20 protein-coding genes, 6 tRNA genes and 1 other RNA gene are annotated in these 24,840 nt (G+C 51.5%); 16 read left to right on the plus strand and 11 right to left on the minus strand.

Going from position 1 to position 24,840, the window contains the following annotated elements; genetic code table 11:
• Window positions 1-304 precede the first annotated feature (304 nt).
• From C3432_RS04330 to C3432_RS04340, 3 genes are read left to right on the plus strand one after another with little or no spacing between them, the layout of a single operon-like run.
• Window positions 305-1,864: a PTS transporter subunit EIIC gene (locus C3432_RS04330; RefSeq protein WP_016153907.1), complete on the plus strand. Its 1,560-nt coding sequence runs from the start codon at window positions 305-307 to the stop codon at window positions 1,862-1,864.
• Between the two features lie 16 nt (window positions 1,865-1,880).
• Window positions 1,881-3,233 carry a class-II fumarase/aspartase family protein gene (locus C3432_RS04335; protein WP_016157081.1) on the plus strand — a complete coding sequence of 451 codons (1,353 nt, stop codon included), beginning with the start codon at window positions 1,881-1,883 and terminating at the stop codon, window positions 3,231-3,233.
• Window positions 3,226-4,437: an N-acetylglucosamine-6-phosphate deacetylase gene (locus tag C3432_RS04340; protein WP_047358786.1), complete on the plus strand. Its 1,212-nt coding sequence runs from the start codon at window positions 3,226-3,228 to the stop codon at window positions 4,435-4,437. The genes C3432_RS04335 and C3432_RS04340 overlap by 8 nt, the downstream gene beginning before the upstream one ends.
• Here the strand turns inward: C3432_RS04340 and C3432_RS04345 are convergent.
• The 3 genes from C3432_RS04345 to C3432_RS28515 all read right to left on the minus strand — a co-directional run bounded on the left by C3432_RS04345 (window position 4,430) and on the right by C3432_RS28515 (window position 7,363).
• Window positions 4,430-5,977, minus strand: a complete 1,548-nt coding sequence (locus tag C3432_RS04345; RefSeq protein WP_103775431.1) for a hypothetical protein — start codon at window positions 5,975-5,977, stop codon at window positions 4,430-4,432. The genes C3432_RS04340 and C3432_RS04345 overlap by 8 nt on opposite strands.
• Window positions 5,978-6,060: 83 nt before the next feature.
• Window positions 6,061-7,299: an Nramp family divalent metal transporter gene (locus C3432_RS04350; RefSeq protein ID WP_103775432.1), complete on the minus strand. Its 1,239-nt coding sequence runs from the start codon at window positions 7,297-7,299 to the stop codon at window positions 6,061-6,063.
• Entirely contained in the window at window positions 7,280-7,363 is an 84-nt protein-coding gene (locus C3432_RS28515) for a hypothetical protein (protein WP_445432936.1), read from the minus strand. The genes C3432_RS04350 and C3432_RS28515 overlap by 20 nt, the downstream gene beginning before the upstream one ends.
• A gap of 279 nt (window positions 7,364-7,642) precedes the next feature.
• On the opposite strand from C3432_RS28515, the gene nupC reads away from it, so the two are divergent.
• Window positions 7,643-8,845: a nucleoside permease NupC gene (gene nupC, locus C3432_RS04355; protein ID WP_103775433.1), complete on the plus strand. Its 1,203-nt coding sequence runs from the start codon at window positions 7,643-7,645 to the stop codon at window positions 8,843-8,845.
• Between the two features lie 52 nt (window positions 8,846-8,897).
• Here the strand turns inward: nupC and C3432_RS04360 are convergent, their stop codons facing one another.
• From C3432_RS04360 to C3432_RS04370, 3 genes are all read right to left on the minus strand, one after another.
• On the minus strand, window positions 8,898-11,087 hold the full coding sequence (locus C3432_RS04360; protein ID WP_103775434.1) for an EAL domain-containing protein: 2,190 nt from the start codon (window positions 11,085-11,087) through the stop codon (window positions 8,898-8,900).
• 170 nt (window positions 11,088-11,257) lie between these two features.
• Window positions 11,258-11,333, minus strand: a tRNA-Ala gene (locus tag C3432_RS04365).
• Window positions 11,334-11,371: 38 nt separating this feature from the next.
• Window positions 11,372-11,447 (minus strand) — tRNA-Ala (locus C3432_RS04370).
• A 221-nt stretch (window positions 11,448-11,668) separates the two neighbouring features.
• Here C3432_RS04370 and C3432_RS04375 point away from each other — a divergent pair.
• Both C3432_RS04375 and C3432_RS04380 read left to right on the plus strand, forming a co-directional pair.
• Window positions 11,669-12,031 (plus strand): MerR family transcriptional regulator, encoded by a 363-nt coding sequence (locus C3432_RS04375; protein WP_103775435.1) that lies wholly within the window; start codon window positions 11,669-11,671, stop codon window positions 12,029-12,031.
• 1 nt (window position 12,032) lies between these two features.
• Window positions 12,033-12,425 (plus strand): MerR family transcriptional regulator, encoded by a 393-nt coding sequence (locus tag C3432_RS04380; RefSeq protein WP_103775436.1) that lies wholly within the window; start codon window positions 12,033-12,035, stop codon window positions 12,423-12,425.
• 57 nt (window positions 12,426-12,482) lie between these two features.
• Here the strand turns inward: C3432_RS04380 and gltX are convergent, their stop codons facing one another.
• Window positions 12,483-13,898, minus strand: a complete 1,416-nt coding sequence (gltX, locus tag C3432_RS04385) for a glutamate--tRNA ligase (RefSeq protein WP_103775437.1) — start codon at window positions 13,896-13,898, stop codon at window positions 12,483-12,485.
• Window positions 13,899-14,153: 255 nt separating this feature from the next.
• Here gltX and C3432_RS04390 point away from each other — a divergent pair.
• From C3432_RS04390 to C3432_RS04410, 5 genes are all read left to right on the plus strand, one after another.
• Window positions 14,154-14,229, plus strand: a tRNA-Val gene (locus C3432_RS04390).
• Window positions 14,230-14,273: 44 nt separating this feature from the next.
• A tRNA-Val gene (locus C3432_RS04395) sits at window positions 14,274-14,349 on the plus strand.
• Window positions 14,350-14,408: 59 nt separating this feature from the next.
• Window positions 14,409-14,484: transfer RNA gene (locus C3432_RS04400), tRNA-Val, on the plus strand.
• A gap of 4 nt (window positions 14,485-14,488) precedes the next feature.
• Window positions 14,489-14,564: transfer RNA gene (locus C3432_RS04405), tRNA-Lys, on the plus strand.
• 29 nt (window positions 14,565-14,593) lie between these two features.
• Window positions 14,594-14,718, plus strand: a non-coding RNA gene (locus C3432_RS04410) — RtT sRNA.
• Between the two features lie 177 nt (window positions 14,719-14,895).
• Here the strand turns inward: C3432_RS04410 and C3432_RS04415 are convergent.
• Window positions 14,896-15,822: a LysR family transcriptional regulator gene (locus C3432_RS04415; protein ID WP_103775438.1), complete on the minus strand. Its 927-nt coding sequence runs from the start codon at window positions 15,820-15,822 to the stop codon at window positions 14,896-14,898.
• Between the two features lie 89 nt (window positions 15,823-15,911).
• Here C3432_RS04415 and C3432_RS04420 point away from each other — a divergent pair, with 89 nt between their 5' ends.
• Window positions 15,912-16,910 carry a bile acid:sodium symporter family protein gene (locus C3432_RS04420; RefSeq protein ID WP_103775439.1) on the plus strand — a complete coding sequence of 333 codons (999 nt, stop codon included), beginning with the start codon at window positions 15,912-15,914 and terminating at the stop codon, window positions 16,908-16,910.
• On the opposite strand, the gene C3432_RS04425 is transcribed toward C3432_RS04420, so the two are convergent.
• The 3 genes from C3432_RS04425 to zipA form a co-directional block, all read right to left on the minus strand.
• On the minus strand, window positions 16,907-17,125 hold the full coding sequence (locus C3432_RS04425) for a DUF3820 family protein (RefSeq protein ID WP_103775440.1): 219 nt from the start codon (window positions 17,123-17,125) through the stop codon (window positions 16,907-16,909). The genes C3432_RS04420 and C3432_RS04425 overlap by 4 nt on opposite strands.
• A gap of 1 nt (window position 17,126) precedes the next feature.
• Window positions 17,127-19,142 carry an NAD-dependent DNA ligase LigA gene (gene ligA / locus C3432_RS04430; protein WP_103775441.1) on the minus strand — a complete coding sequence of 672 codons (2,016 nt, stop codon included), beginning with the start codon at window positions 19,140-19,142 and terminating at the stop codon, window positions 17,127-17,129.
• A gap of 71 nt (window positions 19,143-19,213) precedes the next feature.
• On the minus strand, window positions 19,214-20,242 hold the full coding sequence (gene zipA / locus C3432_RS04435; RefSeq protein WP_103775442.1) for a cell division protein ZipA: 1,029 nt from the start codon (window positions 20,240-20,242) through the stop codon (window positions 19,214-19,216).
• A gap of 231 nt (window positions 20,243-20,473) precedes the next feature.
• Between zipA and cysZ the strand changes: the two genes are divergently transcribed.
• From cysZ to ptsI, 4 genes are all read left to right on the plus strand, one after another.
• Complete coding sequence (gene cysZ, locus C3432_RS04440) at window positions 20,474-21,235, plus strand: sulfate transporter CysZ (RefSeq protein ID WP_103775443.1); 762 nt, start codon at window positions 20,474-20,476, stop codon at window positions 21,233-21,235.
• Between the two features lie 186 nt (window positions 21,236-21,421).
• Entirely contained in the window at window positions 21,422-22,393 is a 972-nt protein-coding gene (gene cysK, locus C3432_RS04445) for a cysteine synthase A (protein WP_103775444.1), read from the plus strand.
• A gap of 382 nt (window positions 22,394-22,775) precedes the next feature.
• Window positions 22,776-23,033, plus strand: coding sequence for a phosphocarrier protein Hpr (gene ptsH / locus C3432_RS04455; protein WP_002913505.1), 258 nt, complete (start codon window positions 22,776-22,778; stop codon window positions 23,031-23,033).
• A 45-nt stretch (window positions 23,034-23,078) separates the two neighbouring features.
• Window positions 23,079-24,806, plus strand: coding sequence for a phosphoenolpyruvate-protein phosphotransferase PtsI (ptsI, locus tag C3432_RS04460; RefSeq protein WP_103775446.1), 1,728 nt, complete (start codon window positions 23,079-23,081; stop codon window positions 24,804-24,806).
• The last annotated feature ends 34 nt before the right edge of the window (window positions 24,807-24,840 follow it).

Below are 24,840 nucleotides of genomic sequence, written 5' to 3' on the forward strand. Positions count from 1 at the left end.
GATAAGGGAGGCTCACCGTCTCCCTTGCCACCCAGGCTTCCGGCAGGAAAATCGTCACTTCGTGATCCATTCGCCTTATGTCGTCTTCCTTCGGATCGCTTCAGTACGCTGACTTTCCGTTCAATCCGTTTCGCTTTAATAAAAAATACCTTTGCGGCTAATCAATCCTTAAGTGACCAGCATTAGCCTGCAGGCTGCTTTTTTATGGTCAAATCCTGCGCTTTTTATTTTTCACTATTTGCCCTTGAGCAAAAATCTCCTGAACGTATCTTATCCTCAAGAGAATTCACGTCAGGATTAACTTATGAATGCTAATTTTAAGAATGAAATTCAGACATTCGGTCGATCGCTATTATTGCCGATCGCCGTACTGGCGCCTGTGGGGATGGTCATGGGAATTAGCGCTGCGTTAGGGCAGAGCTATATGATTGATAAACTCCCCTTTCTGGGCAATGAAATTTTCAGAGCGATTCTCTCTTCTCTGGGATTAATCAGCAGCGTCGTTTTTAATAATATTCCTTTACTGTTCGCGATGGGTGTCGCCTATGGCATGTCTAAAAAAGAAAAAGGGATTGCTGTATTTGCGTCCGTCGTGGCTTACCTGACTCTGCTTATCGCCATGCATGTGCATCTTAAGCTGGCGGGTACGCTGGCGAAAGAGGATATGGCTTTCGTCGGACAGGGGATGGTATTAGGTATTCAGACGCTGAAAATCGAAGCGCTGGGCGGCATTATTGCCGGGCTGCTGGCAGCTAAAATAACCGACCGTTTTTACCGGCTGCAATTACCTCTCGCTTTCGCCTTTTTCAGCGGTAAAAAATCCGTCGCGATCTTAGCCATCGCTTTTTCCATTCCCGTCGGCTTGATCATTCCTTTTATCTGGGATCTGTTTACCGCAGGTATGCGCGCCATATCAACAATAATGATGGCGCCCAACATTGGTGCAGGTATCTATATGACGCTCAATCGCCTGCTGATCCCGTTTGGCCTGCACCACGTCCTCAGTTCCACCGTGCGTTTCACCGCGGCAGGCGGTACGTACCTGATTGACGGGCAGACCTATGTCGGTATTTTGCCCGCTATCAATAAAATCCTGTTTGAGCTTGGTCCCACCCATCCGGCCTGGAAAGAGTATATGCCGACGCTCACCAGCTATCTTGCCTCATCACAAATGCTTACGACGCTGTTCCGCGTTCCGGCGATTGGTCTGGCGATGTACCACATGGCCTATTTCAAGAATAAGAAATTTGCTAAAGGAATGATCCTGACCGTGGTGCTGACCGCCATGCTGGGGAATATTACCGAACCGCTGGAGTTCTCCTTCCTGTTTATCGCGCCAAAACTCTTTATTGTCTATGCGGTACTCTGTGGCTTACTGACCATTCCACTGCAATTACTGGAAGTCTCCATCGGCTATATTCGCGGCACCATTTTTGATTTTGGTATTTTCGGTTTGATGTATGAACACACCCAATGGATTAATTTAATTATCCTCGGCGTGATTAACTTTGTTGTCTTCTATTTCGTCTTCCGCTTCGCGATCGGTAAATTTGATATTAAGACCCCAGGCCGCGAGAGTGAAATCGCTGACAGCACCTTACTGAACAATAAAGAGTACGACAAAGTCGCCGAACTGGTGATTCAGGGGCTGGGCGGGACAGACAATATCAAGCGTGTTGAAAACTGCGTGTCACGGTTACGTATTGATTTGAAAGATCAGAAAAAAATGGACATGGCCATTCTTAAAGAATCTGGCTCGCTGGGAACCTTTATCCCCTCCAGCAACCATGTTCATGTGGTATTCGGCCCACACGTAGAATTTGTCCGTAACGCGGTAGACGACCGCCTCGTCGGTGCGAAATAAATTCAAGGAGATAGTAATGCGTGCACTGTATGATTCAAAAAGCAAAACGATCGACGATCGAGGAATGAAATCTCTGCTCGCGCAGCCAGCGCGGGTGCAGTCATGGCTCGATGTTGAAGCCGCCCTGGCTCAGGCACAGGCCGGACACGGCATGATCCCCGCCAGCGCCGCAGTCAATATTACCGCTAACTGCCACGTGGATAAGATTGACCTGACGGAAATGGAACGCCTGCTGCGCGAGATTGGTCACGGCTTCGTTCCGGTCATCAAAGTGCTGGTCAAAGCCTGTGACAGTGAAAGCGGAAAATATGTGCATTACGGCGTCACCACGCAGAATATTCAGCAAACCGCACAGCTTTATCTGGCAAAGCAGTTCGATACCATCATGCAGGGTTTTGTAGACGATATTCTGCGTAACCTGGCAAAGATGGCATCTGACCATAAAGCAACGATTATGGCCGGACGTACCCACGGTAAGCACGCGCTACCCATCACCTGGGGCTATAAAGCCGCCGTGTGGATTGATGAGTTACTGAGCGCCCGGCAGCGCATGCGGGAAGCGGAAAAACGCGTCTTTACCGTGATGATGGGGGGAGCCGTGGGCGCCTTCCACGCGACCGGTGAAACCGGCCGCCGGGTTCAGGATAGCGTTGCCCAAAAGCTGGGAATGCATTCAATGGCGATTCCCTCCCGCAACTCGCGCATTTACCGCACTGAATACATCAGTAATTTGTGCCTGCTGGCGACGACGTTACACAAAATCGCCGAAGAGGTTTATCAGACCTCAAGCGAAGAGTTTGCCGAAGTTTCAGAAGCCTTCACTAAAGGCACCGTTGGCAGCAGCACCATGCCGCAAAAAGTGAATCCTAAACTGGCGAAGGGGATCATCGCCAACGCGCAGAAATTGTACTCAGTAATGACCTCCTGCCTGTATGTCAGCCCACGTCCCTTCGAAGCAGACAGCTCCGCTTACTTTATCTTTGACGGTAATATTCAGGAGAGCATGGAGTTAATGGCTGAGATTGTGATGCGAGCCGAAGAGTTGACGCGAACGCTGGTCATCAATCCAGGGCGTATGCGCCAGAATGTGCAGTTAACGCATGGTCTTATTAATAGCGAAAAAATCATGATGCAGCTGGTGGAAAGGCTGGGCAAAGATGCCGCACATGAACGCGTCTACCAACTGGCAATGCGCAGCACGCATGAAGGCATCCCCTACGCTGATGTGCTGCGTGATGACCCTCTTATTCGCCAGCACTTTAGCGATTCAGAAATTAATACGCTGCTGGATCCTGCTCACTACATCGGCCTTTGCGCAGAAATCGCCGAGGAAACGGCCGCTCGCGTATGGGAGAAAGACAATGGCTGATCCCCTGCTTTCTCTGGCAAGTGAACGCATTGTCACCCCGAATGGAATCGAAAGCGGCTATCTGCATATTGAAAGCGGACGTATTTCTGGCCTCGACAGTACACCGCGAGGGAAAATCGTCGATTATCGCCATGCCATGCTGATGCCCGGTTTTGTGGATATTCACGTTCACGGCTGGGGGAGAGGGTCGTTTGCCTGGAGAGGTGAACGCCGTTCTTTGCAGGCGATGAGCCGGGATCTGGTTAACGCTGGGGTTACCGCGTGGCTTGCAACATCAGCTACCCAGCCGGAAACGTTCTTGCTGGAGAGTCTTTCCACCGCCGCGGACTGGATTGCAGACGCAAAAGCGGAAGATGGTGCCGAAGCGGTGGGTATTCATATGGAAGGCCCCTTTATTAACCCTGCATACAGCGGAATGCAGAGCAAGGACGCGATTCAACCACCCGGTATCGAAGGGTTCAAACGCTATCAGCACGCCGCAAGGGGAAATATCCGTCTGATGACGCTCGCACCCGAACTGCCGGGCGCCCTGGCGCTAATCCGCTATTTACGCCAGTCAGGCGTCACCGTGTCAGCCGGTCATACCGACGCCACCTTTGATGAAACCACCCTCGCCATTGAAGCCGGTTTAACCCACTTTACCCATGCCTTTAGCGCCATGCGCGGGCTGCATCACCGGGAGCCTGGCGTGGTGGGGGCGCTGATGTACCATCAGAATACGTATGCCGAGGTGGCAAAGCAGAGCGGGATTACGTTGCGACCAGAAGTGTTCGACATTCTCTATCGGTTGAAAAAAGATCGTCGGTTGGTCATGGTCAGCGATTGTCTGGGATATGTGGATTTTCCCGAAGGATCTGAATTCCACCATTACCTGCGCCAGGAGACGTTTCGCATTCACAATCATTGTCTTGAAATCACCGACCACAGCGGAAAGACCCGAACGGTTTCACCCACGGAGTGGTCCGAAGTGTGCAAACTGGAGATGAGTTTTCTGGACTCCGTGAAAAATGTGGTCGACAGGCTGGAAAAAGGCTGGGTTTCAGCCGCGCAGATTGCCTGCCTTAATCCGGCAATCCTGGCGGGTGTTGACGCGAGAAAAGGCAGCCTGACGTCAGGAAAAGATGCCGATATTCTCGTGTTGGGTGCAGAATTAAACCTGGAAGCCGTCTGGTGTCGCGGCGTTTCGCAACCTCTGGCTAAATAAAAATATCACTGTAATGCGTATCAAGAAAAATTTTTAACGCCTCCTGGCTCATTCCCTGAACCTGCTGAATAAAGTCCTCAGCAGGTATTTTTGCGCGCGCGGAGGGAAGTCCATTTTCGCGTAATAACAGGAGATCGTCCTGCGTGAGCCAGAAATTCACTTTGACATAATCCAGCCCGGCGTACCGGAGATGACTCGATATCTTGTTTGTAAAGGTAATCAGCAGGTCGAATTCGAGCTGCTGAAGCCGCGCAATCTCATTGATGTTGATGCAGGCGGGGATTTCAATATGGAAGCGGGAGAAAAGCATCTCTTTAAAATAGCCGACCTTACTCTCTGACGAGTTCGTCACAATAATGACCCGCTTCTTCTTATCGCCAACAACCCGATTTTTGAGCGCATACTTTTTGATAATCAGCACCAGGGTTGCCAGGTGAATAGCAGAAAAGGTCGTTTGCCAGTGATGTTCAATCTCCTTCACCGCATACTGGACATGATCCCATAGCTCAGGATAGCGTCGCTGGACATCATGGAGCTTTTTATCATCGAACCAGAGATGAAATTTATTCTGGATGATGGCGGCATAGATAAAATTATAAATCTCCGCAAACCAGGCGTGCTGATTGTGAATGGTGTTCTCCAGACATCCGGCTAAAGCATGACAGGTGCGCTTAACGTAAGAGACCAGCCGGGCGTCGTATAATGTGAAGGGGCGATGAGTAAACGTCAGTGAAGCAATCAGCAGATCCAGACAGATATTTTCATCCGCATCAGGCAATACGGCATAAGGAAAGGTCGTCAAAAACTCAGCCGCCGAACTCTCCGTAATTCTGTGTCCCCTGCGGATACGGTGCAGGGCAAGGCTAAGATAGACCAGTAAGTATTTTCTGCCGTTATATCCCAGGGCAATGACCGGACTGATTTTCTCTTCGTAATAATCTGCCGCCTGGTTTATCTGTGCAGCACACTCATGAAGAAACTGTTCGGCAATCGAACGGCCTGTCGGCTCATTGGCCTGGTGGGCGATAAGTCGGTGATCCTCACCAATTTCAACCGTTTTTAATATCGTCATGCACGCCGCCAGCCGCAGCTGGAACTCATCCCCCGCAAGCCGGGAGCCCTTACGCGGGATACTTTGCACAATCAGATCGCGTTCCTGCACCAGGCTCATCATGACGGGATTATCATTTTTTACCGTTCCCGCACTGACATAAAATTTTTTGTAATAATCATTTTTATTCACGACATCGTGCAAACAGAGCGCCACAAAGAGATCCTTCACCCTCTCTTCTGCCGTAGTGATATAGCGATTAAACTGGACGCGCGCTAAAAACTGTCGGTATTCACTGTAGCCAATCCGGGTGGTAATAAACTGATTATCCTGATGTAGCTGTACATTTTCTGGCAGAAGTTCATTGAGCTCTTTCATTGTCCGTTTTAGCGTGGAGAGCGTTTTACCGAAACGCTGAACGGCCTCTTCAACGGGGAGCGGACTGTTGTCCTGGAGATATTTCAGGAAAGAGAGATCAAAGTGATTCATGAACGCCTGCCAGTTAATTATGCAGGGCACATAATAGAGGAAAAGCTCAAATAAAACCGTGACCCTTCGCGAGTCACGGTTGATTATAGCCCCATCGCCGTGCCTGCCAGCAGCCAGAGATTGAGCGCCACGACCAGTATCACAATGACCCAGCCAATCTGTTTAACCCAACGACGATTGACCAGATCCCCCATCAGCTTACTGTCGCTGGTGAAGATCAGCAGCGGCACCAGCGCCAGCGCGATACCAAAGCTCAGCAACACCTGACTCATCACCAGAATACGGGTGGGATCCAGCCCCATCAGAATAACAATAAACGAAGGGAGCATCGTCACGGCACGGCGCACCCACAGCGGAATATGGAAGCGGATAAACCCCTGCATCACCACCTGTCCGGCCAGCGTCCCGACAACCGTCGAGGAGAGACCGGCGGCCACCAGGCTTAAGCCAAAGACGGTCGCTGCCGCATGGCTGAGCAGCGGCTCCAGCGTCAGATAAGCCTGATCGAGATCGGCAATGCCAGTATGACCACTGAAGTGAAACGCGGCGGCGGCGGTCGCCATCATCGCCAGATTGACGAATCCGGCAATGGTCATCGCAATTGCCACATCCCATTTGGTTGCCGCGTAGCGCTGCTGACGTGAGCCACCATGCAGATGCTGGGTTAAAGACGAGTGCAGATAAATGACGTGCGGCATGATCGTCGCGCCCAGCACCCCGGCTGCAAGGAAGACAGCTTCGGAATCAGGCAAACTGGGGATGATCATCCCTTTACTCAGCTGTGCCAGATTCGGCTGCGAGAAAACCAGTTCGACAATATAGGCCGCCGCCACAAACAGGAGCAGTCCGCCAATCACTTTCTCCAGCGGCTTTTGCCCACGGCGCTGTAGCATCAGGATCAGGAAGGTGGCGATCCCGGTCAACACAGCTCCCTGCAGCAGCGAAACGCCAAGAATTAATTTGAAGCCAATCGCTGCGCCGATAAATTCGGCCAGATCGGTGGCCATGGCGATGATTTCCGCCTGCACCCAGTAAAACCAGACCACCGGGCGCGGATAGTGATCGCGAATTTGTTCCGCCAGGTTTTTACCGGTGGCAATGCCGAGCTTGGCAGAAAGCACCTGAATCAGCATCGCCATCAGGTTGGCCCATACCACCACCCACAGCAGTTGATAACCGAAGCTGGCTCCGGCCTGGATATTGGTCGCAAAGTTACCGGGATCGATATAACCGATAGCCGCGATGAACGCAGGTCCCATTAATGCGAGCCTCAACTTGCGCGCTGCCCGTCCGCTGCTACTCTCAACGCGATCGTTTGTCATCTTTTGCCTCGAAAACATAGCCTTTGCTATGTTTTATGCTATGCCTAATGAGAATAGTTATCAAGTGCGTTTAAAGGGGTAATAGTGATTGCTCTGATAGAGCAGAACTCTGGTTCGATGAGAAATTCAGGAATACGCTTGAGTTGTTTAATAATTGTAATAATGTTAGCACAATAACATAACTTTTCACTTCAGCTCCTAACATAACAGAAGTGTATTACAGATCACTATTTTTGAATCTCGTCACAGGACCTGATTATAGTGTGTGTTTGATCTCGTTTTCTTTGCTGCTGTTACATAGAATGTGCACGAAAACTAAACCTGCCTCATATTTGGAGCAAATATGGACCGCGTCCTTCATTTTGTCCTGGCACTTGCCGTTGTTGCGATTCTCGCATTGCTGGTAAGCAGTGACCGTAAAAAAATTCGCATTCGTTATGTTATTCAACTGCTTGTTATTGAAGTGTTACTGGCGTGGTTCTTCCTGAACTCTGACGTCGGTCTGGGCTTCGTGAGAGGCTTTTCCGAAATGTTTGAAAAACTGCTCGGATTCGCCAACGAAGGGACAGACTTCGTCTTCGGCAGCATGAATGATAAAGGTCTGGCTTTCTTCTTCCTGAAGGTTCTGTGCCCTATCGTCTTTATTTCTGCCCTGATCGGTATTCTTCAGCATATCCGCGTTCTGCCGGTTATCATCCGTGCAATTGGCTTCCTGTTGTCCAAAGTCAACGGGATGGGCAAGCTGGAATCCTTTAACGCCGTCAGCTCCCTGATCCTGGGTCAGTCTGAGAACTTTATCGCCTATAAAGATATTCTTGGCAAAATGTCCCGCAACCGCATGTACACCATGGCGGCAACGGCAATGTCCACCGTATCCATGTCTATCGTGGGTGCGTATATGACGATGCTGGAGCCGAAATACGTTGTTGCGGCGCTGGTTCTGAACATGTTCAGCACCTTTATTGTTCTGTCGATTATCAACCCGTACCGCGTTGACGCCAGCGAAGAAAATATCCAGATGTCCAACCTGCACGAAGGACAGAGCTTCTTCGAAATGCTGGGCGAATACATTCTGGCAGGCTTTAAAGTCGCGATTATCGTTGCGGCGATGCTGATCGGCTTCATCGCGTTGATCGCAGCGCTGAATGCGCTGTTCGCGACCGTTACCGGCTGGTTCGGTTACAGCATCTCCTTCCAGGGCATTCTGGGCTACATCTTCTATCCAGTCGCATGGGTGATGGGCGTCCCTTCCGGTGAAGCGCTGCAGGTGGGCAGTATCATGGCAACCAAACTCGTTTCTAACGAATTCGTTGCTATGATGGATCTGCAGAAAATTGCGTCCACGCTCTCTCCACGCGCAGAAGGCATCATCTCTGTCTTCCTGGTTTCCTTCGCTAACTTCTCCTCTATCGGGATTATCGCTGGCGCGATTAAAGGCCTGAACGAAGAGCAAGGTAACGTGGTTTCCCGCTTCGGCCTGAAGCTGGTGTACGGCTCTACGCTGGTGAGCGTACTGTCTGCGTCTATCGCCGCGCTGGTTCTGTAAGAGAACGCGGTCGAGTAAAAACCGGGGAAACTCCCCGGTTTTTTTATGCCTGTCAGGGTACTAACGGCTGAGGACGGCCAATCAGATAGCCTTGCAGATAATTCACGCCAAGACTTAGCAATAGCTCCCGCTGCTCTGCCGTCTCAACAAACTCCGCCACCACGCTTAATGATTTGGCTTTCGCCAGATCGGTGATCGATTTAACAATCATCGCATCCAGCGAATCAGTCATAATGTCTTTCACGAACACGCCGTCTATTTTAATAATGTCAGCCTGCAATCGCTTGAGGCGTTCGTAGTTGGCATAACCGGTACCGAAATCATCAATAGCGATTCGGAAGCCAAAAGAGTGCAACAGCTCAATATTGTGCATACTGGCTTCAGAGTTGGAAAATGCCTGCTCTTCGGTGATTTCGATAATCACGCTTTCTGGCGTAATGGCGTAGCGGGTAAACAGACGAATAATACGCGCTGCCGTCTCCTTTTGAAGCAACGTCAGCGGCATAAGATTGACCGAGAAGCGCGGACCGGTTTCAGTGGATGGATGGGCTGACAGCCATTTGAGCAGTGCCTCCACGACCTGCAAGTCGAAGCGGGCGCTGAGGTTAAACTGAGCAATCAGTGGAATAAACTGGTCCGGCATCATAATGCCGTTATCGCTCTTCAGGCGCGCCAGAATTTCATCATATCCCTTACCATGCGCATCACGTATAGGCTGCGCATAGAGGAGCAGATCGCCATTATCCAGCGACTTACGTATTTTTTGCAGCAGCAGAACACGCTCTGTCGTTTGTCCGGTCGCCACTTCAAGGCTGTTGGTTAGCGCCAGCACCCGATTGTTACTGCACGATTGTTCCGCAAGCCAGCTTAACTGACCGAGCAACGGTTGCAGCGTCTCTTGTTTGCCATTCCAGGTTCCCCAGGATGCGCCATAGCCCATGTCCAGCCCGCTGTTATTCCAGTAAATCTTGCGGCTATTGAGGACATCAACCATATGCTGCATCCGCGCTTGCGTCTCTGGGCCGGTTAGCACCAGCAGCAGTTCGCTACCCGGTAGCTGGAACACTTTTTCGTTCTCCTGCATCAGCGGTTGCAGAGCACGAACAACCGATCTTTTACAGTGAACACGCATCAGCATCCCGTAGTGTCGACTGAGAAATTCCAGGTTATCCAGTCGCAGGCAGCAGACGCTCTGCCCCACATCTTTTTGCAGAAACTGCTCCAGCGCACGCAGGTTAGGAAGGCGCGTCAGCGGGTCAGTCATGGCCTGCTGATGCCAGCGCCGGTTCAGCCATTCACTACGATAATAAATGCGCATCATATAAAGCAGACAGATGCTGAATGAGACCAGCACCGCGATGATAAACGCCAGCGAATACTCTGATCCAAACCCCTGCAGGAAATTCTGGTTCCAGGTCAGCAGACAGAGCGTTGAAATCGCCCAACTCAAGTTCAGAAACGGATAGCTCAATTTCCCCACGCCAAGCGTGAAGATAATAAAGAAAACGGGAACCAGGTAACCCGCAATATAGCTACTCTCCAGCGAAGAACACATCAGCACCAGCATCGCGGTAAGCGTTACGAGCCAGCTGAGCGTGAAACAACGGTTGTCTTTATTCAGGGCAGGCTGAATATTTTTGAGCCAGAATGCGCGGGCGTAGCGCAGATTTACGATCATCCGCATCGGGTAGTAAAAGAGCGGCGTGAAAATCAGCGCAGCGGAAATGAGACTCAGGACATCGACAATGGTAAAGATCGGTGCCGCAGCACCAAAAAATGTGGATACCGCGACCGGAAAAGCAAGATAGTATCCGGCCAGATACATCCCCATTTTCATACCAAATGGCACCACAAATCCAAACCAGAATACACGGACCCAAATTTTTTTATTCGGTATCCCATAGCGCCAACGCGACCCAAGCTGCCAACGCACGATCGCGCAAACGCCTAAAACAGATAATGCCTGACACAGCAGCAGCACCAATGACTGGGTAAATGGCAAATGAAGATTCCAGTAATTGGTCAAAAATAACCCAAGAACAACCGGGACTACCCCGTAACGGCCAAAGATAAAAATAACGGCTAACATCACGCACAGCGGTAGCCAGGCCAGATAGATATAGCTGGAATCAAAGGTAGTCGTTGGCGAAATCAGGCGGGAAAACTGGATTGCGACGACAGAGAGCGTGAACGCCAGAGCGAAAGTTTTAATATTTTTTATCAGGTTATGCTTCACTGGCATTGGTTCAATGCTCTCACAAAACGATATATAGGCGCACGAATAATAAGTTTATTCGCATTGCGAAGCAAACCTGTGCCACGTCGACGCTGGTGCATACTGAAACTGTATTACAAAAATGAAGAAAATGCAGAGATAAAAAAACCCCCGCTTCTCAGCGAGGGTTCAAATTTTGGTGGAGCTAAGCGGGATCGAACCGCTGACCTCTTGCATGCCATGCAAGCGCTCTCCCAGCTGAGCTATAGCCCCACGATGCTTTTACGTACCAAATTTATTGGGAGTAAATTTGGTGGAGCTAAGCGGGATCGAACCGCTGACCTCTTGCATGCCATGCAAGCGCTCTCCCAGCTGAGCTATAGCCCCGTCACGTAAAGCTTGTCGAGTTGACGGGCGGCATCATATGAATTCCCTTCGCATGTGTCAACGGCAAATTGATTTCATCGTTTCTAATCGCTGAAAAATCAGGCAAATGAAAAACATTGCACAACAACTCGCATTCAGTAGTTAAACGCGTCACGGTTTCCTCTAAAATGGTGCTATAAAATGAACCACTAATTAACCCCACGACTATTCAGGGAATCGTTATGTTCAAGGAACGGATGACGCCAGAAGAACTCGCTAATCTGACCGGCTACAGTCGGCAGACCATCAATAAATGGGTACGCAAAGAGGGCTGGGCGACATCACCTAAACCTGGTGTTCAGGGAGGGAAAGCGCGTCTGGTACATGTCAACGAACAGGTTCGTGAATATATCCGGAGTGCAGAACGTCCTGCCGAAGGTACACCGGACGCGTTTACTTCTCCGGGCGATGCTTCCCTGGAAACGCTGCTCATTACGCTTGCCAAAGAGATGACCCCAGTTGAACAGAAACACTTTACGTCTTTGCTTCTGCGTGAAGGGATTACCGGTTTGTTACAGCGCTTAGGGATTCGCGATAGCAAATAATATGAAAAGATTACGTAGTAAAATGACCACCGAAGAGCTGGCAGAGTGTCTTGGCGTGGCTAAACAAACCGTCAATCGTTGGATCAGAGAACAACATTGGGAAACCGAGAAATTTCCGGGTGTCAAAGGAGGTCGGGCAAGACTCATCCATATCGATGACCACGTGCGCGAGTTTATTCTGAATATTCCAGCCTTTCGCAACCACTCTGCGCTTTATCAGGCGGAAGAAACGCTTGCCGAATATAACCACGTTGTGCGCTCGCATGCGTATCGCCAGATTATGGATGCGGTGGAAAACATGACCTCAGCAGAGCAGGAAAAGCTGGCGATGTTTATTTCGCGCGAAGGTATTCGCAATTTCCTTGCACGTCTGGGTATCAATGAATCTGAATAACGGATAAAAAAAACGGCAGGATAAAATCCTGCCGTATTGCTATTGACGGGTTCAGATTTACTGCTGACTTTCGCGCTCAGCGATAAACGCCAGCGCTTTATTGATACGCTCAATGCTGCGGGATTTACCAATCGCATGTACCGTGACGTCTAAACCCGGAGACTGTCCAGCGCCGGTAACGGCAACGCGCAGCGGCATACCCACTTTGCCCATGCCGACTTCCAGTTCATCGGCCGTAGCCTGAATCGCGTGGTGGACGTTTTCTGCGGTCCATTCGGTAATAGCGGCAATTTTATCACGCACCACTTCTAACGGCTGACGTGCGACCGGACGCAGGTGTTTCTTCGCGGCATCCGCGTCAAACTCGGTGAAATCTTCATAGAAATAACGGCAGCTTTGCGCCATCTCTTTCAGCGTCTTGCAGCGTTCACCCAGCAGTTTCACCAGTTCAGCCAGCTGTGGACCGTTGCGGGTGTCGATATTTTCCTGCTCAATGTGCCATTGCAGATGCGTCGCCACATATTCCGGCGCCAGTGAATTAATGTAGTGATGGTTCAACCACAGCAGTTTATCAGTGTTGAACGCGCTGGCCGATTTGCTGACTGCCCCCAGGGAGAACAGCTTAATCATCTCTTCACGAGTGAAGATCTCCTGATCGCCGCTGGACCAGCCCAGACGCACCAGATAGTTCAGCAGGGCTTCCGGTAGATAGCCATCGTCACGGTATTGCATAACGCTTACCGCGCCATGGCGCTTGGAAAGCTTTTTACCATCATCGCCGTTGATCATAGAAACGTGCGCATAGACCGGCACTGGCGCATTCAGCGCTTTCAGAATGTTAATCTGGCGTGGGGTATTGTTGATATGGTCTTCACCGCGGATCACGTGGGTGATCTCCATATCCCAGTCGTCCACCACCACACAGAAATTGTAGGTCGGGGAGCCATCGGTACGGCGAATGATCAGATCATCCAGTTCCTGGTTGCTGAATTCGATCGGCCCACGGATCTGATCGTCAAAAATAACAGAGCCTTCCTGCGGGTTAGCGAAACGTACAACGCACGGTTCATCATCAGCGTGATGCTCGTGTCCATGGCGGCAGCGACCGTCGTAACGCGGTTTCTCACCTTTCGCCATCTGCTCTTCACGCAGCTGTTCCAGACGCGCTTTAGAGCAGTAGCATTTATATGCTGTGCCCGCTTCCAGCATCTCATCAATTACCGCGTTGTAACGATCAAAACGTTTAGTCTGGAAGTACGGACCCTCATCCCATTCCAGATTCAGCCAGTTCATCCCATCCATAATGGCTTCGATAGCTTCGGGCGTGGAGCGCTCAAGATCGGTGTCTTCAATACGCAGTACAAACTCACCACCGTGGTTACGAGCAAAAAGCCAGGAGTAAAGAGCAGTACGAGCACCGCCGACGTGCAGATAGCCTGTCGGGCTGGGCGCGAAGCGAGTTTTGATTTTCATGAAGTGGCCTTACGTTTATAAAGATGCCGACAACCGGCAAATCCGGGAAAATAATGGCCGTTATTCTATCACTCCCGCCTGATTCCTCAATCTTGTTCAGGCCAGAACGTTATGCTTTGCAATTTTCGTATAGAAATCATGCGCCACGGAATGATTTGCGATCGTTTTGCTTAAATTTACGACGAACGAACAATTTCTTTAGAAAATGCGTTGACTCATTTTCAACTCTCCCTATAATGCGACACCACACAGCGGGGGTGATTAGCTCAGCTGGGAGAGCACCTCCCTTACAAGGAGGGGGTCGGCGGTTCGATCCCGTCATCACCCACCAACTACTTTATGTAGTCTCCGCCGTGTAGTAAGAAATTGAGAAATGGGTGATTAGCTCAGCTGGGAGAGCACCTCCCTTACAAGGAGGGGGTCGGCGGTTCGATCCCGTCATCACCCACCACTTTCTCGCCAGCTGGATTTCTTACTGAAAATAGTGTGCAAAAAATGAAGTACCGAAGTGGGTGATTAGCTCAGCTGGGAGAGCACCTCCCTTACAAGGAGGGGGTCGGCGGTTCGATCCCGTCATCACCCACCACTTCGGGTCGTTAGCTCAGTTGGTAGAGCAGTTGACTTTTAATCAATTGGTCGCAGGTTCGAATCCTGCACGACCCACCAGTGTAAAAAGGCGCCCTAAAGGCGCCTTTTTGCTATCTGCGATTTATAAGATTCGAACCTGCAGCAGGTCGAGTCGAACGTAGTGAGACAACGGAGCCGTTTACGGCGACGGCCCGAAGGGCGAGCGAAGCGAGTCATCCTGCACGACCCACCAATGTAAAAAGGCGCCCTAAAGGCGCCTTTTTACACTGCAGCGAATTTAACGATTCGACAAAATTGTCGCGGATAATTTTGAACAACGCGACAGCTGTCGCCGAAGGAAAAGCAGGAACATAAGCAGTTAAAAGCAGAGAAGAACCATTTTCCCCTCTGATAACCATCAGCGTGAGCGTTATATCTGATACAGCGGATCCCGCGAGCGGGCAGAGGTCAGCGCACTGGCCTGCATACGAACCACGTTCCACAGCGCCTGGGCTGCGGTAGAGAGCGAACGGTTTTTGCGTCTTGCCAACATCAGCTGCCGCTCAACAACTGGCGTAAGCCGCTTAACCTGCAGGTGATTCCCTTGCGGCAACGGTAACGCCAGCGCGGGTAAAATACTGATCCCAATCCCCGCCTCTACCATCGGGAACAATGTCGCCGGATGGCCAATCTCCTGCACAATATCGGCATCAATGGAAAAATGGGCCAGCGCGGCGTCAATGAGCGGTCGGCTGCCGGAGGCGTAATCCTGTAAAACCAGCCGCTGCTGTTGCAGGTCCTGCCAGCTTACCCACTCCTGATGCATTAGCGGATGATCCTGACGACACAACAGCAGGAACGGCTCAGAGAGGATCGTCTCACATTGCAGGTCGGTAACCGCACCGGGATCGATAACAATGCCAAAATCCACCTCCCCCTGACGAATGCTCTCCAGCACCCACTGCTGCGGCCGGTCATGAAGGACAAAATCAATCTCAGGATAGCGCTGGTTACTCTGCGCAATACACTGCGGGATCAGATGCGCGGAAATCGTCTGACTGGCCGCCACGCGCACGGTACCCGTAAGCTGAGTTCCCACCCTGCCCGCTTCGCGTAGCGTGATATGCAGCTCATCCAGGACACGCTCCAGCCGGGTCGCCAGCTGCTGCCCCGCTTCCGTCAGAACCACTTCCCGCGTGGTACGATCCAGCAGCCTGACCCCCGTCTGGCGTTCCAGCTCCTTCACGCTATGGCTAACCGCCGACTGGCTCAATCCAATCATATCTCCCGCCCGGCTGAAGCTTTTTGCCTGAGCGACGGTAACAAACACACGAAGTTGACGCAGAGAGTAATTCATCGAATTTATTCATATATGGATGCAATAAATCAATTTTATTTCTCAAACAGAAAAACGCAAAATGTCAGTACAGATTTTCAGGAGCCTTTATGAAACTTTTTCGTATTCTTGATCCGTTCACGCTGACGCTGATTACCGTCGTTCTGCTGGCCTCTTTCTTTCCGGCCCAGGGCAGCTTCGTCCCGTTTTTTGAGGGGCTGACCACTGCCGCAATTGCGTTGCTGTTTTTTATGCATGGGGCAAAGCTCTCTCGTGAGGCCATTATTGCCGGCGGCAGCCACTGGCGACTGCATCTGTGGGTGATGTGCAGTACATTCATTCTGTTCCCGGTTCTGGGGGTTCTCTTCGCCTGGTGGGCACCCGTTAACGTCGACCCAATGCTCTACAGTGGTTTCCTCTATCTGTGCATTCTGCCGGCAACCGTCCAGTCCGCGATTGCCTTTACCTCTCTGGCGGGTGGGAATGTTGCGGCTGCGGTATGTTCTGCCTCTGCATCCAGTCTGTTAGGGATCTTCCTTTCGCCGCTGCTGGTTGGTCTGGTAATGAATATGCACGGCGCGGAAGGCAGCCTGGAGCAGGTGGGAAAAATCATGCTGCAACTGCTGCTACCTTTTGTTCTGGGTCATCTTTCGCGCCCGTGGATCGGCAACTGGGTCGCGCGAAATAAAAAATGGATTGCGAAAACGGACCAGACCTCAATTTTGCTGGTTGTCTACTCAGCGTTCAGCGAAGCGGTGGTTAACGGTATCTGGCACAAAGTGGGATGGGGCTCGCTGTTGTTCATCGTGGTGGTCAGCATTGTGTTGCTGGCAATAGTCATTGCCGTGAACATTGTTGTGGCCCGCAAATGTGGATTCAACAAAGCTGACGAAATCACCATTGTTTTCTGCGGCTCGAAAAAGAGTCTGGCAAACGGCATTCCAATGGCGAATATTCTGTTCCCGACATCGGCTATCGGTATGATGGTGCTGCCATTAATGATTTTCCACCAGATTCAGCTGATGGTCTGCGCGGTTCTGGCGCGTCGTTATAAGCGCCAGACCGAACAATTGCAGGCACGGCAGGAAAGCCGCGCCGCGAAAGCTTAAAGCGGCCGTTTCAGGGGCTGAACCAGCTGCGTCAGCCCCTCGGTTTTAATCAGCAGCGTGATTTGCATCAGCTCACCCAGTTTACCCTGCGGAAACTCATCCTTGCGGGCAAACCACAGCAAATACTCTTCCGGAACGTCAATCAACCGCTGCCCTTTGTACTTGCCGAACGGCATTACCGTATTGGCGATTTCAATCAGCTGCTCTTTTTCCATCTCAGACACCCAGTAAACGGAGCATTTCCGCCTCGTCGATCACCTCAATCCCCAGCTCCTGCGCTTTGGCAAGCTTAGAGCCGGCCGCTTCTCCGGCAATGACCAGATCGGTTTTCTTCGAAACGCTCCCGGCCACTTTTGCCCCCAGTTCCACCAGACGCGCTTTGGCGTCATCGCGGGACATCTGGCTCAGGCTACCGGTCAGTACTACCGTTTTTCCGGCAAATGGACTGTCGATCTCTTCGGCGTTAATGACGACCGGCGCAGGCCAGTGGATACCTTCCGCCAACAGCTGAGCAATCACATCACGATTACTCTCTTCAGCAAAGAAGTTAAACACATGCGTGGCAACTACAATCCCCACATCAGGTACCTTCTGCAACTCCTCAATCGTCGCGGCTTCCAGCGCCTCCAGGTTACCGAAAAATGCAGCCAGTCCGGCGGCGGTTGCCTCACCCACTTCACGGATGCCAAGGGCATAAAGGAAGCGGGCAAAAGTGGTCTCTTTCGCTTTCTCCAGCGCATCCACCACGTTTTGCGCTGACTTCGGCCCCATCCTGTCCAAACCGGTCAGCTTGCCTGCCGTAAGCCGGAACAGATCCGCCGGAGTGAGTACATACTCTTTCTCAACCAGCTGGTCGATGATTTTATCGCCCATGCCATCAACGTCCATCGCCCGCCGGGAAACGAAGTGTTTTAGCGACTCTTTGCGCTGCGCGCCGCAGATTAAGCCGCCCGTACAGCGGGTAACCGCTTCACCTTCCACACGCTCCACGTCGGAACCACATACCGGACAATGCGCAGGGAACTCAACGGGGCGCGTCTGTTCAGGGCGTTCGGAGAGCACCACGTTGACCACCTGCGGGATAACATCCCCGGCGCGCCGAATCACAACCTTATCGCCAATACGCAGGCCAAGACGTTCGATTTCATCCGCGTTATGCAACGTAGCGTTACTCACCAGCACGCCTGCCACCTGAACCGGTTCAAGACGGGCAACCGGCGTAATGGCTCCCGTACGTCCTACCTGGAACTCAACGTCGCGCACAAAGGTCATCTGTTCCTGCGCCGGGAATTTGAACGCCACCGCCCAGCGCGGCGCTCGGGCAACAAAACCTAATTGCTCCTGAAGCGCCATCGAGTTGACCTTAATTACCACGCCGTCAATGTCGAAACCCAGCGTCGGGCGGTCTTCTTCCACTTTGTGGTAAAACGCCAGCACCGCCTCTGGTGAATCACATAGCGTCACCCGATCGCTCACCGGCAGTCCCCACGCTTTGAACTGTAGCAGACGGCCCAGGTGGGTATCCGGCAGTTCACCGCCTTCCAGCACGCCCACGCCGTAGCAAAAGAAAGTAAGTGGTCGCTTCGCGGTAATGCGCGGATCGAGCTGGCGTAAAGACCCGGCTGCCGCGTTACGCGGGTTAGCAAACACTTTATTGCCGGTGCGGCGCGCCTCTTCATTGATTTTTTCAAATCCGGCCTGCGGGAGTAATACTTCACCGCGCACTTCCAGTCGGGCTGGAATGTTATCGCCATGCAGCTTTAGCGGAATGGCGCGAATAGTGCGCACGTTGGAGGTGATATCCTCCCCGGTGGTGCCATCACCACGCGTTGCAGCACTGACCAGCACGCCGTTCTCATACAAAATACTGACTGCCAGACCGTCCAGCTTCAGCTCGCAGCACCAGGTCAGCTTGTCGACGCTTTTCAAACGGTCCTGCACGCGCTTGTTAAACGCCAGGAAGCTCTCCTCATCAAACACGTTATCCAGAGAGAGCATCGGGACTTCATGACGAATCTGGCTGAAGGACGCCAGAGGAGCCGCCCCCACGCGCTGGGTCGGTGAATCCGGCGTAATCAGTTCAGGATGCTGCGCTTCCAGCTCACGCAGTTCGCGCATCAGGCGATCGTATTCCGCATCGGGAAGTTCCGGGGCGTCCATCACATGGTAAAGATACTCATGATGGCGAAGCGTGGTTCGCAGTTCTGTCAGTTGTTGTTCGATTGATTCCATATCGCACCATCAATGATAAAAAACCCCCGACAGGCGGGGGTTCAGAAAGGAAGTGTCGTACCTGTATTGTATCAGGCGTTCGCGTCTTTCACTTCGCGGATACGATCCTGATACTCACGTAATTTTTGCGGCGTCATCATTCTGCGCTGATCGTCGAGCACCACGCCACCGACTTCATCAGCAATGTGCTGTGCCGATTGCAACATCAGCTTGAAGTTTTGCAGCTCATCACCATAGGAGGGCACCTGCATAAAAATTGTCACGCCAGGGGTAGTGAAATCGGTCATTTCAGGATCAAACGTTCCTGGATTCACCATATTAGCCAGGCTGAACAATGCCGGGCCGCTGCCGTCCGGACTCAAATGACGATGGAAGATATTCATATCGCCAAATTTGAAACCGGCCTGCTGGATGCTGTTAAGCAGCACTTCGCCATTCAGCTCGCTGCCATGATGCGCGGCAACGTTCATGATAATAACCGCTTCTTTACGCTGTGGTTTTTCAACAACCGGCGTCTCTTCGACAACCGGTTCAGGCTGCGGTTGCGGCTCTGCAACAGGTTCCGCTGGCTGGAAAGCCTGAGCCGCAGGCTGTGGTGCGGGCGCGGCGGGTTGCTGAACAGGCTGGGCCTGTGGCGTGGTGGGCTGTTGCACTGGCTGAACCTGTGGCGTGGCGGACGGCTGCACCGGCTGCGGCGACGCTGCCTGTTGTACCGGCTGTTGATGCACCGGTTGCGGCGGGCGCTGAGCGTGCTGCGGTTGCACCGGCGCTTCGGACGGCGCGACCGGCTGACGCGGTTGCGCAGACGCATAAGGCGGCTGGTACTGATGTTGTGGCGACTGACGAGGGGCATCATGCTCCTGCGGGTTGCCGGGGGCATGATTCACGCGGTGAACACGAACTTCACCCACGCCTTCGTCAGCTTCGATGTCATCCTCATACGAATCGTCATCGTCGCGTTTTGATTTCATGCGTTTCAATGGACGATCGCGGAACATAGAAGATCGTTCTTTACGGCTGGTCCAGAAACCATGTACCAGTAAAGCGATTATGGCGATCGCGCCAACAATGATTAATATCAGACGCAAATCCTGCATCATTATATTCTCTGTTGTTCTAACACCTTGCCACCACGGCAAACATTTACTCACTAAGAGTATTTGCCGATTACGTCAAGTGCAAGTGTACTCTTAGCTTTCACAGCATAAAGATGAACGAAATCGTGCTTTTTGCTGTTTTTTCGAACATTTCCGAACTGTCCAGGTCTTAATAACCCTGTAAGATACGCAACGTTTAATAAGATTTATACATATAAGGAGCATGTCCTGACCATGGCGCCATCATCTGCAACGGTTCCTCGCAGCGGTTTTTACTATTTTTCTCAGGGATGGAAGCTGGTCTCACAACCCGGAATTCGTCGCTATGTCATTCTGCCACTTTTGGTCAACATAGTATTGATGGGCGGCGCGTTCTGGTGGCTGTTCACCCAACTGGACGTCTGGATCCCGTCGTTAATGAGCCACGTTCCTGACTGGCTGCAGTGGCTGAGCTATCTGCTATGGCCAATTGCCGTTATCTCAGTTCTGTTGGTTTTCGGCTACTTTTTCTCAACGCTCGCCAACTGGATTGCCGCACCGTTTAACGGACTGCTGGCGGAGCAGCTTGAGGCCAGACTGACGGGCGCAACGCCACCGGATACCGGCGTGCTCGGCATGATGAAAGACGTGCCGCGTATTATGAAACGCGAGTGGCAAAAGTTTGCCTGGTATCTGCCGCGCGCGGTTCTGCTGCTGATCCTCTATTTTATTCCTGGGATTGGACAAACCGTCGCCCCGGTTCTGTGGTTCCTGTTCAGTGCCTGGATGCTGGCCATTCAGTATTGCGATTATCCGTTTGATAACCATAAGGTGCCATTTAAAGAGATGCGTACCGCCCTGCGCACGCGCAAGGTGACGAATATGCAGTTTGGCGCGCTGACCAGTCTGTTCACCATGATTCCGGTGCTCAATCTGTTCATCATGCCGGTGGCGGTATGCGGTGCAACGGCGATGTGGGTCGATTGCTATCGTGTTAAACACGCGTTATGGAAATAAGGTCAATATGCGGCAATTACGCCGGGATGGGCCAGGCTCTTAGCAGTGGTATATGCCGTTTCTTATTCCATACTGATTTCCATTATTTCTTCATAGAATATAGATATGCGAAATCCTTACTTCCCCATATCTGTCTGACGGGTATGCTGGGAAGGTATCCCAATTTCATACAGTTAAGGACAGGCCATGAGTAAGATTTATGAAGACAACTCGCTGACTATCGGTCATACGCCGCTGGTTCGACTGAACCGTATCGGTAATGGACGCATTCTGGCAAAGGTAGAATCACGCAACCCGAGCTTCAGCGTCAAATGCCGTATCGGTGCCAATATGATTTGGGATGCCGAAAAACGTGGCATGTTAAAACCTGGTATTGAGCTGGTAGAACCGACCAGCGGCAACACCGGCATCGCTCTGGCTTATGTGGCAGCAGCCCGTGGCTATAAGCTAACGCTGACCATGCCGGAAACCATGAGCGTCGAACGCCGTAAGCTGCTGAAAGCGCTTGGCGCGAATCTGGTGCTGACGGAAGGCGCTAAAGGCATGAAAGGCGCGATTCAGAAAGCCGAAGAGATTGTCGCCAGCGATCCGGCAAAATACCTGTTGCTTCAGCAGTTCAGTAATCCGGCTAACCCGGAAATTCACGAAAAGACAACGGGCCCGGAGATTTGGGAAGATACCGACGGCCAGGTGGATGTCTTCATCGCTGGCGTCGGCACCGGCGGTACGTTAACCGGCGTAACCCGCTACATTAAAGGAACCAAAGGTAAAACGGATCTTATCACCGTTGCGGTAGAGCCTACCGACTCCCCGGTCATCGCTCAGGCGCTGGCTGGTGAAGAGATCAAGCCTGGCCCACACAAAATTCAGGGTATCGGCGCTGGCTTTATTCCTGGCAACCTGGATCTGAAGCTGATTGATAAAGTGGTGGGCATCACCAATGAAGAGGCGATCTCCACTGCGCGTCGCCTGATGGAAGAAGAAGGCATTCTGGCTGGTATCTCTTCCGGCGCAGCGGTTGCTGCAGCGCTTAAGCTTCAGGAAGATGAAGCCTTTACCAATAAGAATATTGTGGTTATCCTGCCTTCATCGGGTGAGCGTTATCTTAGCACTGCACTGTTTGCCGATCTCTTTACTGAGAAAGAATTGCAACAGTAATATCAGCATGTTAAAACCGCGTAAAAAAGCACCTTTTCAGGTGCTTTTTTGTGGTCTGGTTCAAAGTTTTACCCCTCCTGCCATTGATTCACCCCGTCTGGTCTGGTATTTAACCTGACTAATTATTTTGAAGCGCGAAATTAATCGTTACAGGAAAACTGCTAGCTGAATCGATTTTATGATTTGGTTCAAGTCTTCCTTTCGCGGCATAATGTTTAATGACGAACGTAACGTCAGCGGCCAGAAGTTGCCTGCAACGGATTGCGTAAAACACCTGGTGTGTCGCGCCCGTTTATGCCGGCGCTAACAATACAGGCTAAAGTTGAACCGCCAGGCTAGACTTTAGTTCCACAACACTAAACCTATAAGTTGGGGAAATACAATGTTCCAGCAAGAAGTTACCATTACCGCTCCGAACGGTCTGCACACCCGCCCTGCTGCTCAGTTTGTTAAAGAAGCGAAAGGCTTCACTTCTGAGATTACTGTGACTTCCAACGGCAAAAGCGCCAGCGCAAAAAGCCTGTTCAAACTGCAGACTCTGGGCCTGACTCAGGGCACCGTTGTCACTCTCTCTGCTGAAGGTGAAGACGAGCAGAAAGCGGTTGAACATCTGGTCAAACTGATGGCGGAACTCGAGTAAGTTTTCCGGGTTCTTTTAAAAATCAGTCACAAGTAAGGTAGGGTTATGATTTCAGGCATTTTAGCATCCCCGGGTATCGCTTTCGGCAAAGCACTGCTGCTGAAAGAAGACGAAATCGTCATTGACCGGAAAAAAATTTCTGCCGACAAGGTTGATCAGGAAGTTGAACGTTTTCTGAGCGGTCGTGCCAAAGCATCTGCGCAGTTAGAAGCGATCAAAACGAAAGCTGGTGAAACGTTCGGCGAAGAAAAAGAAGCCATTTTCGAAGGGCATATTATGCTGCTCGAAGATGAGGAGCTGGAGCAGGAAATCATAGCCCTGATTAAAGATAAGCACATGACGGCTGATGCAGCTGCGCATGAGGTTATCGAAGGTCAGGCCACTGCCCTGGAAGAACTGGATGATGAATACCTGAAAGAGCGTGCGGCTGACGTACGTGACATCGGTAAGCGCCTGCTGCGCAACATCCTGGGTCTGGCAATTATTGACCTGAGCGCAATCAAGGATGAAGTGATCCTGGTTGCCGCTGACCTGACCCCGTCTGAAACCGCACAGCTGAACCTGCAAAAGGTGCTGGGTTTCATCACCGACGCGGGCGGCCGTACTTCCCACACCTCTATCATGGCGCGTTCTCTGGAACTGCCAGCCATCGTGGGTACCGGTAGCGTCACCTCTCAGGTGAAAAACAACGATTATCTGATTCTTGATGCCGTAAACAATCAGGTTTACGTCAACCCGACCAACGAAGAAATTGAAAAACTGCGCGCCGTTCAGGAGCAGGTTGCAACCGAGAAAGTAGAGCTTGCGAAGCTGAAAGATCTGCCGGCAATTACGCTGGACGGGCATCAGGTCGAAGTTTGCGCCAACATCGGTACCGTTCGTGACGTTGAAGGCGCAGAGCGCAACGGTGCGGAAGGCGTTGGTCTGTACCGTACTGAATTCCTGTTCATGGACCGTGACGCGCTGCCAACTGAAGAAGAACAGTTTGCTGCCTATAAAGCCGTTGCTGAGGCCTGTGGCTCTCAGGCGGTCATCGTCCGTACCATGGACATCGGCGGTGACAAAGAGCTGCCGTACATGAATTTCCCGAAAGAAGAGAACCCGTTCCTGGGCTGGCGTGCCGTGCGTATCGCGATGGATCGTAAAGAGATCCTGCGCGATCAGGTCCGCGCTATCCTGCGTGCATCTGCTTTCGGTAAACTGCGTATTATGTTCCCGATGATTATCTCTGTTGAAGAAGTGCGCGCACTGCGCAAAGAGATCGAAATCTACAAACAGGAACTGCGCGACGAAGGTAAAGCGTTTGACGAGTCAATTGAGATTGGCGTGATGGTGGAAACACCGGCTGCGGCAACGATTGCTCGCCATTTAGCCAAAGAAGTTGATTTCTTTAGTATCGGTACCAATGATTTAACGCAGTATACCCTGGCAGTTGACCGTGGTAATGATATGATTTCACACCTTTACCAACCAATGTCGCCATCTGTCCTGACGCTTATCAAGCAAGTCATTGATGCTTCTCATGCTGAAGGGAAATGGACTGGCATGTGTGGTGAGCTTGCAGGCGACGAACGTGCTACACTTCTGTTGCTGGGGATGGGTCTGGACGAATTCTCTATGAGCGCCATTTCTATCCCGCGCATTAAGAAGATTATCCGTAACACGAACTTCGAAGATGCGAAGGTGTTAGCAGAGCAGGCTCTTGCTCAACCGACAACGGACGAGTTAATGACTCTGGTTAACAAGTTCATTGAAGAAAAAACAATCTGCTAATCCACGAGATGCGGCCCAATTTACTGCTTAGGAG

The sequence above is a fragment of the Citrobacter amalonaticus genome, from assembly GCF_002918555.1.
In the GTDB taxonomy this organism is placed as follows: domain Bacteria; phylum Pseudomonadota; class Gammaproteobacteria; order Enterobacterales; family Enterobacteriaceae; genus Citrobacter_C; species Citrobacter_C amalonaticus_A.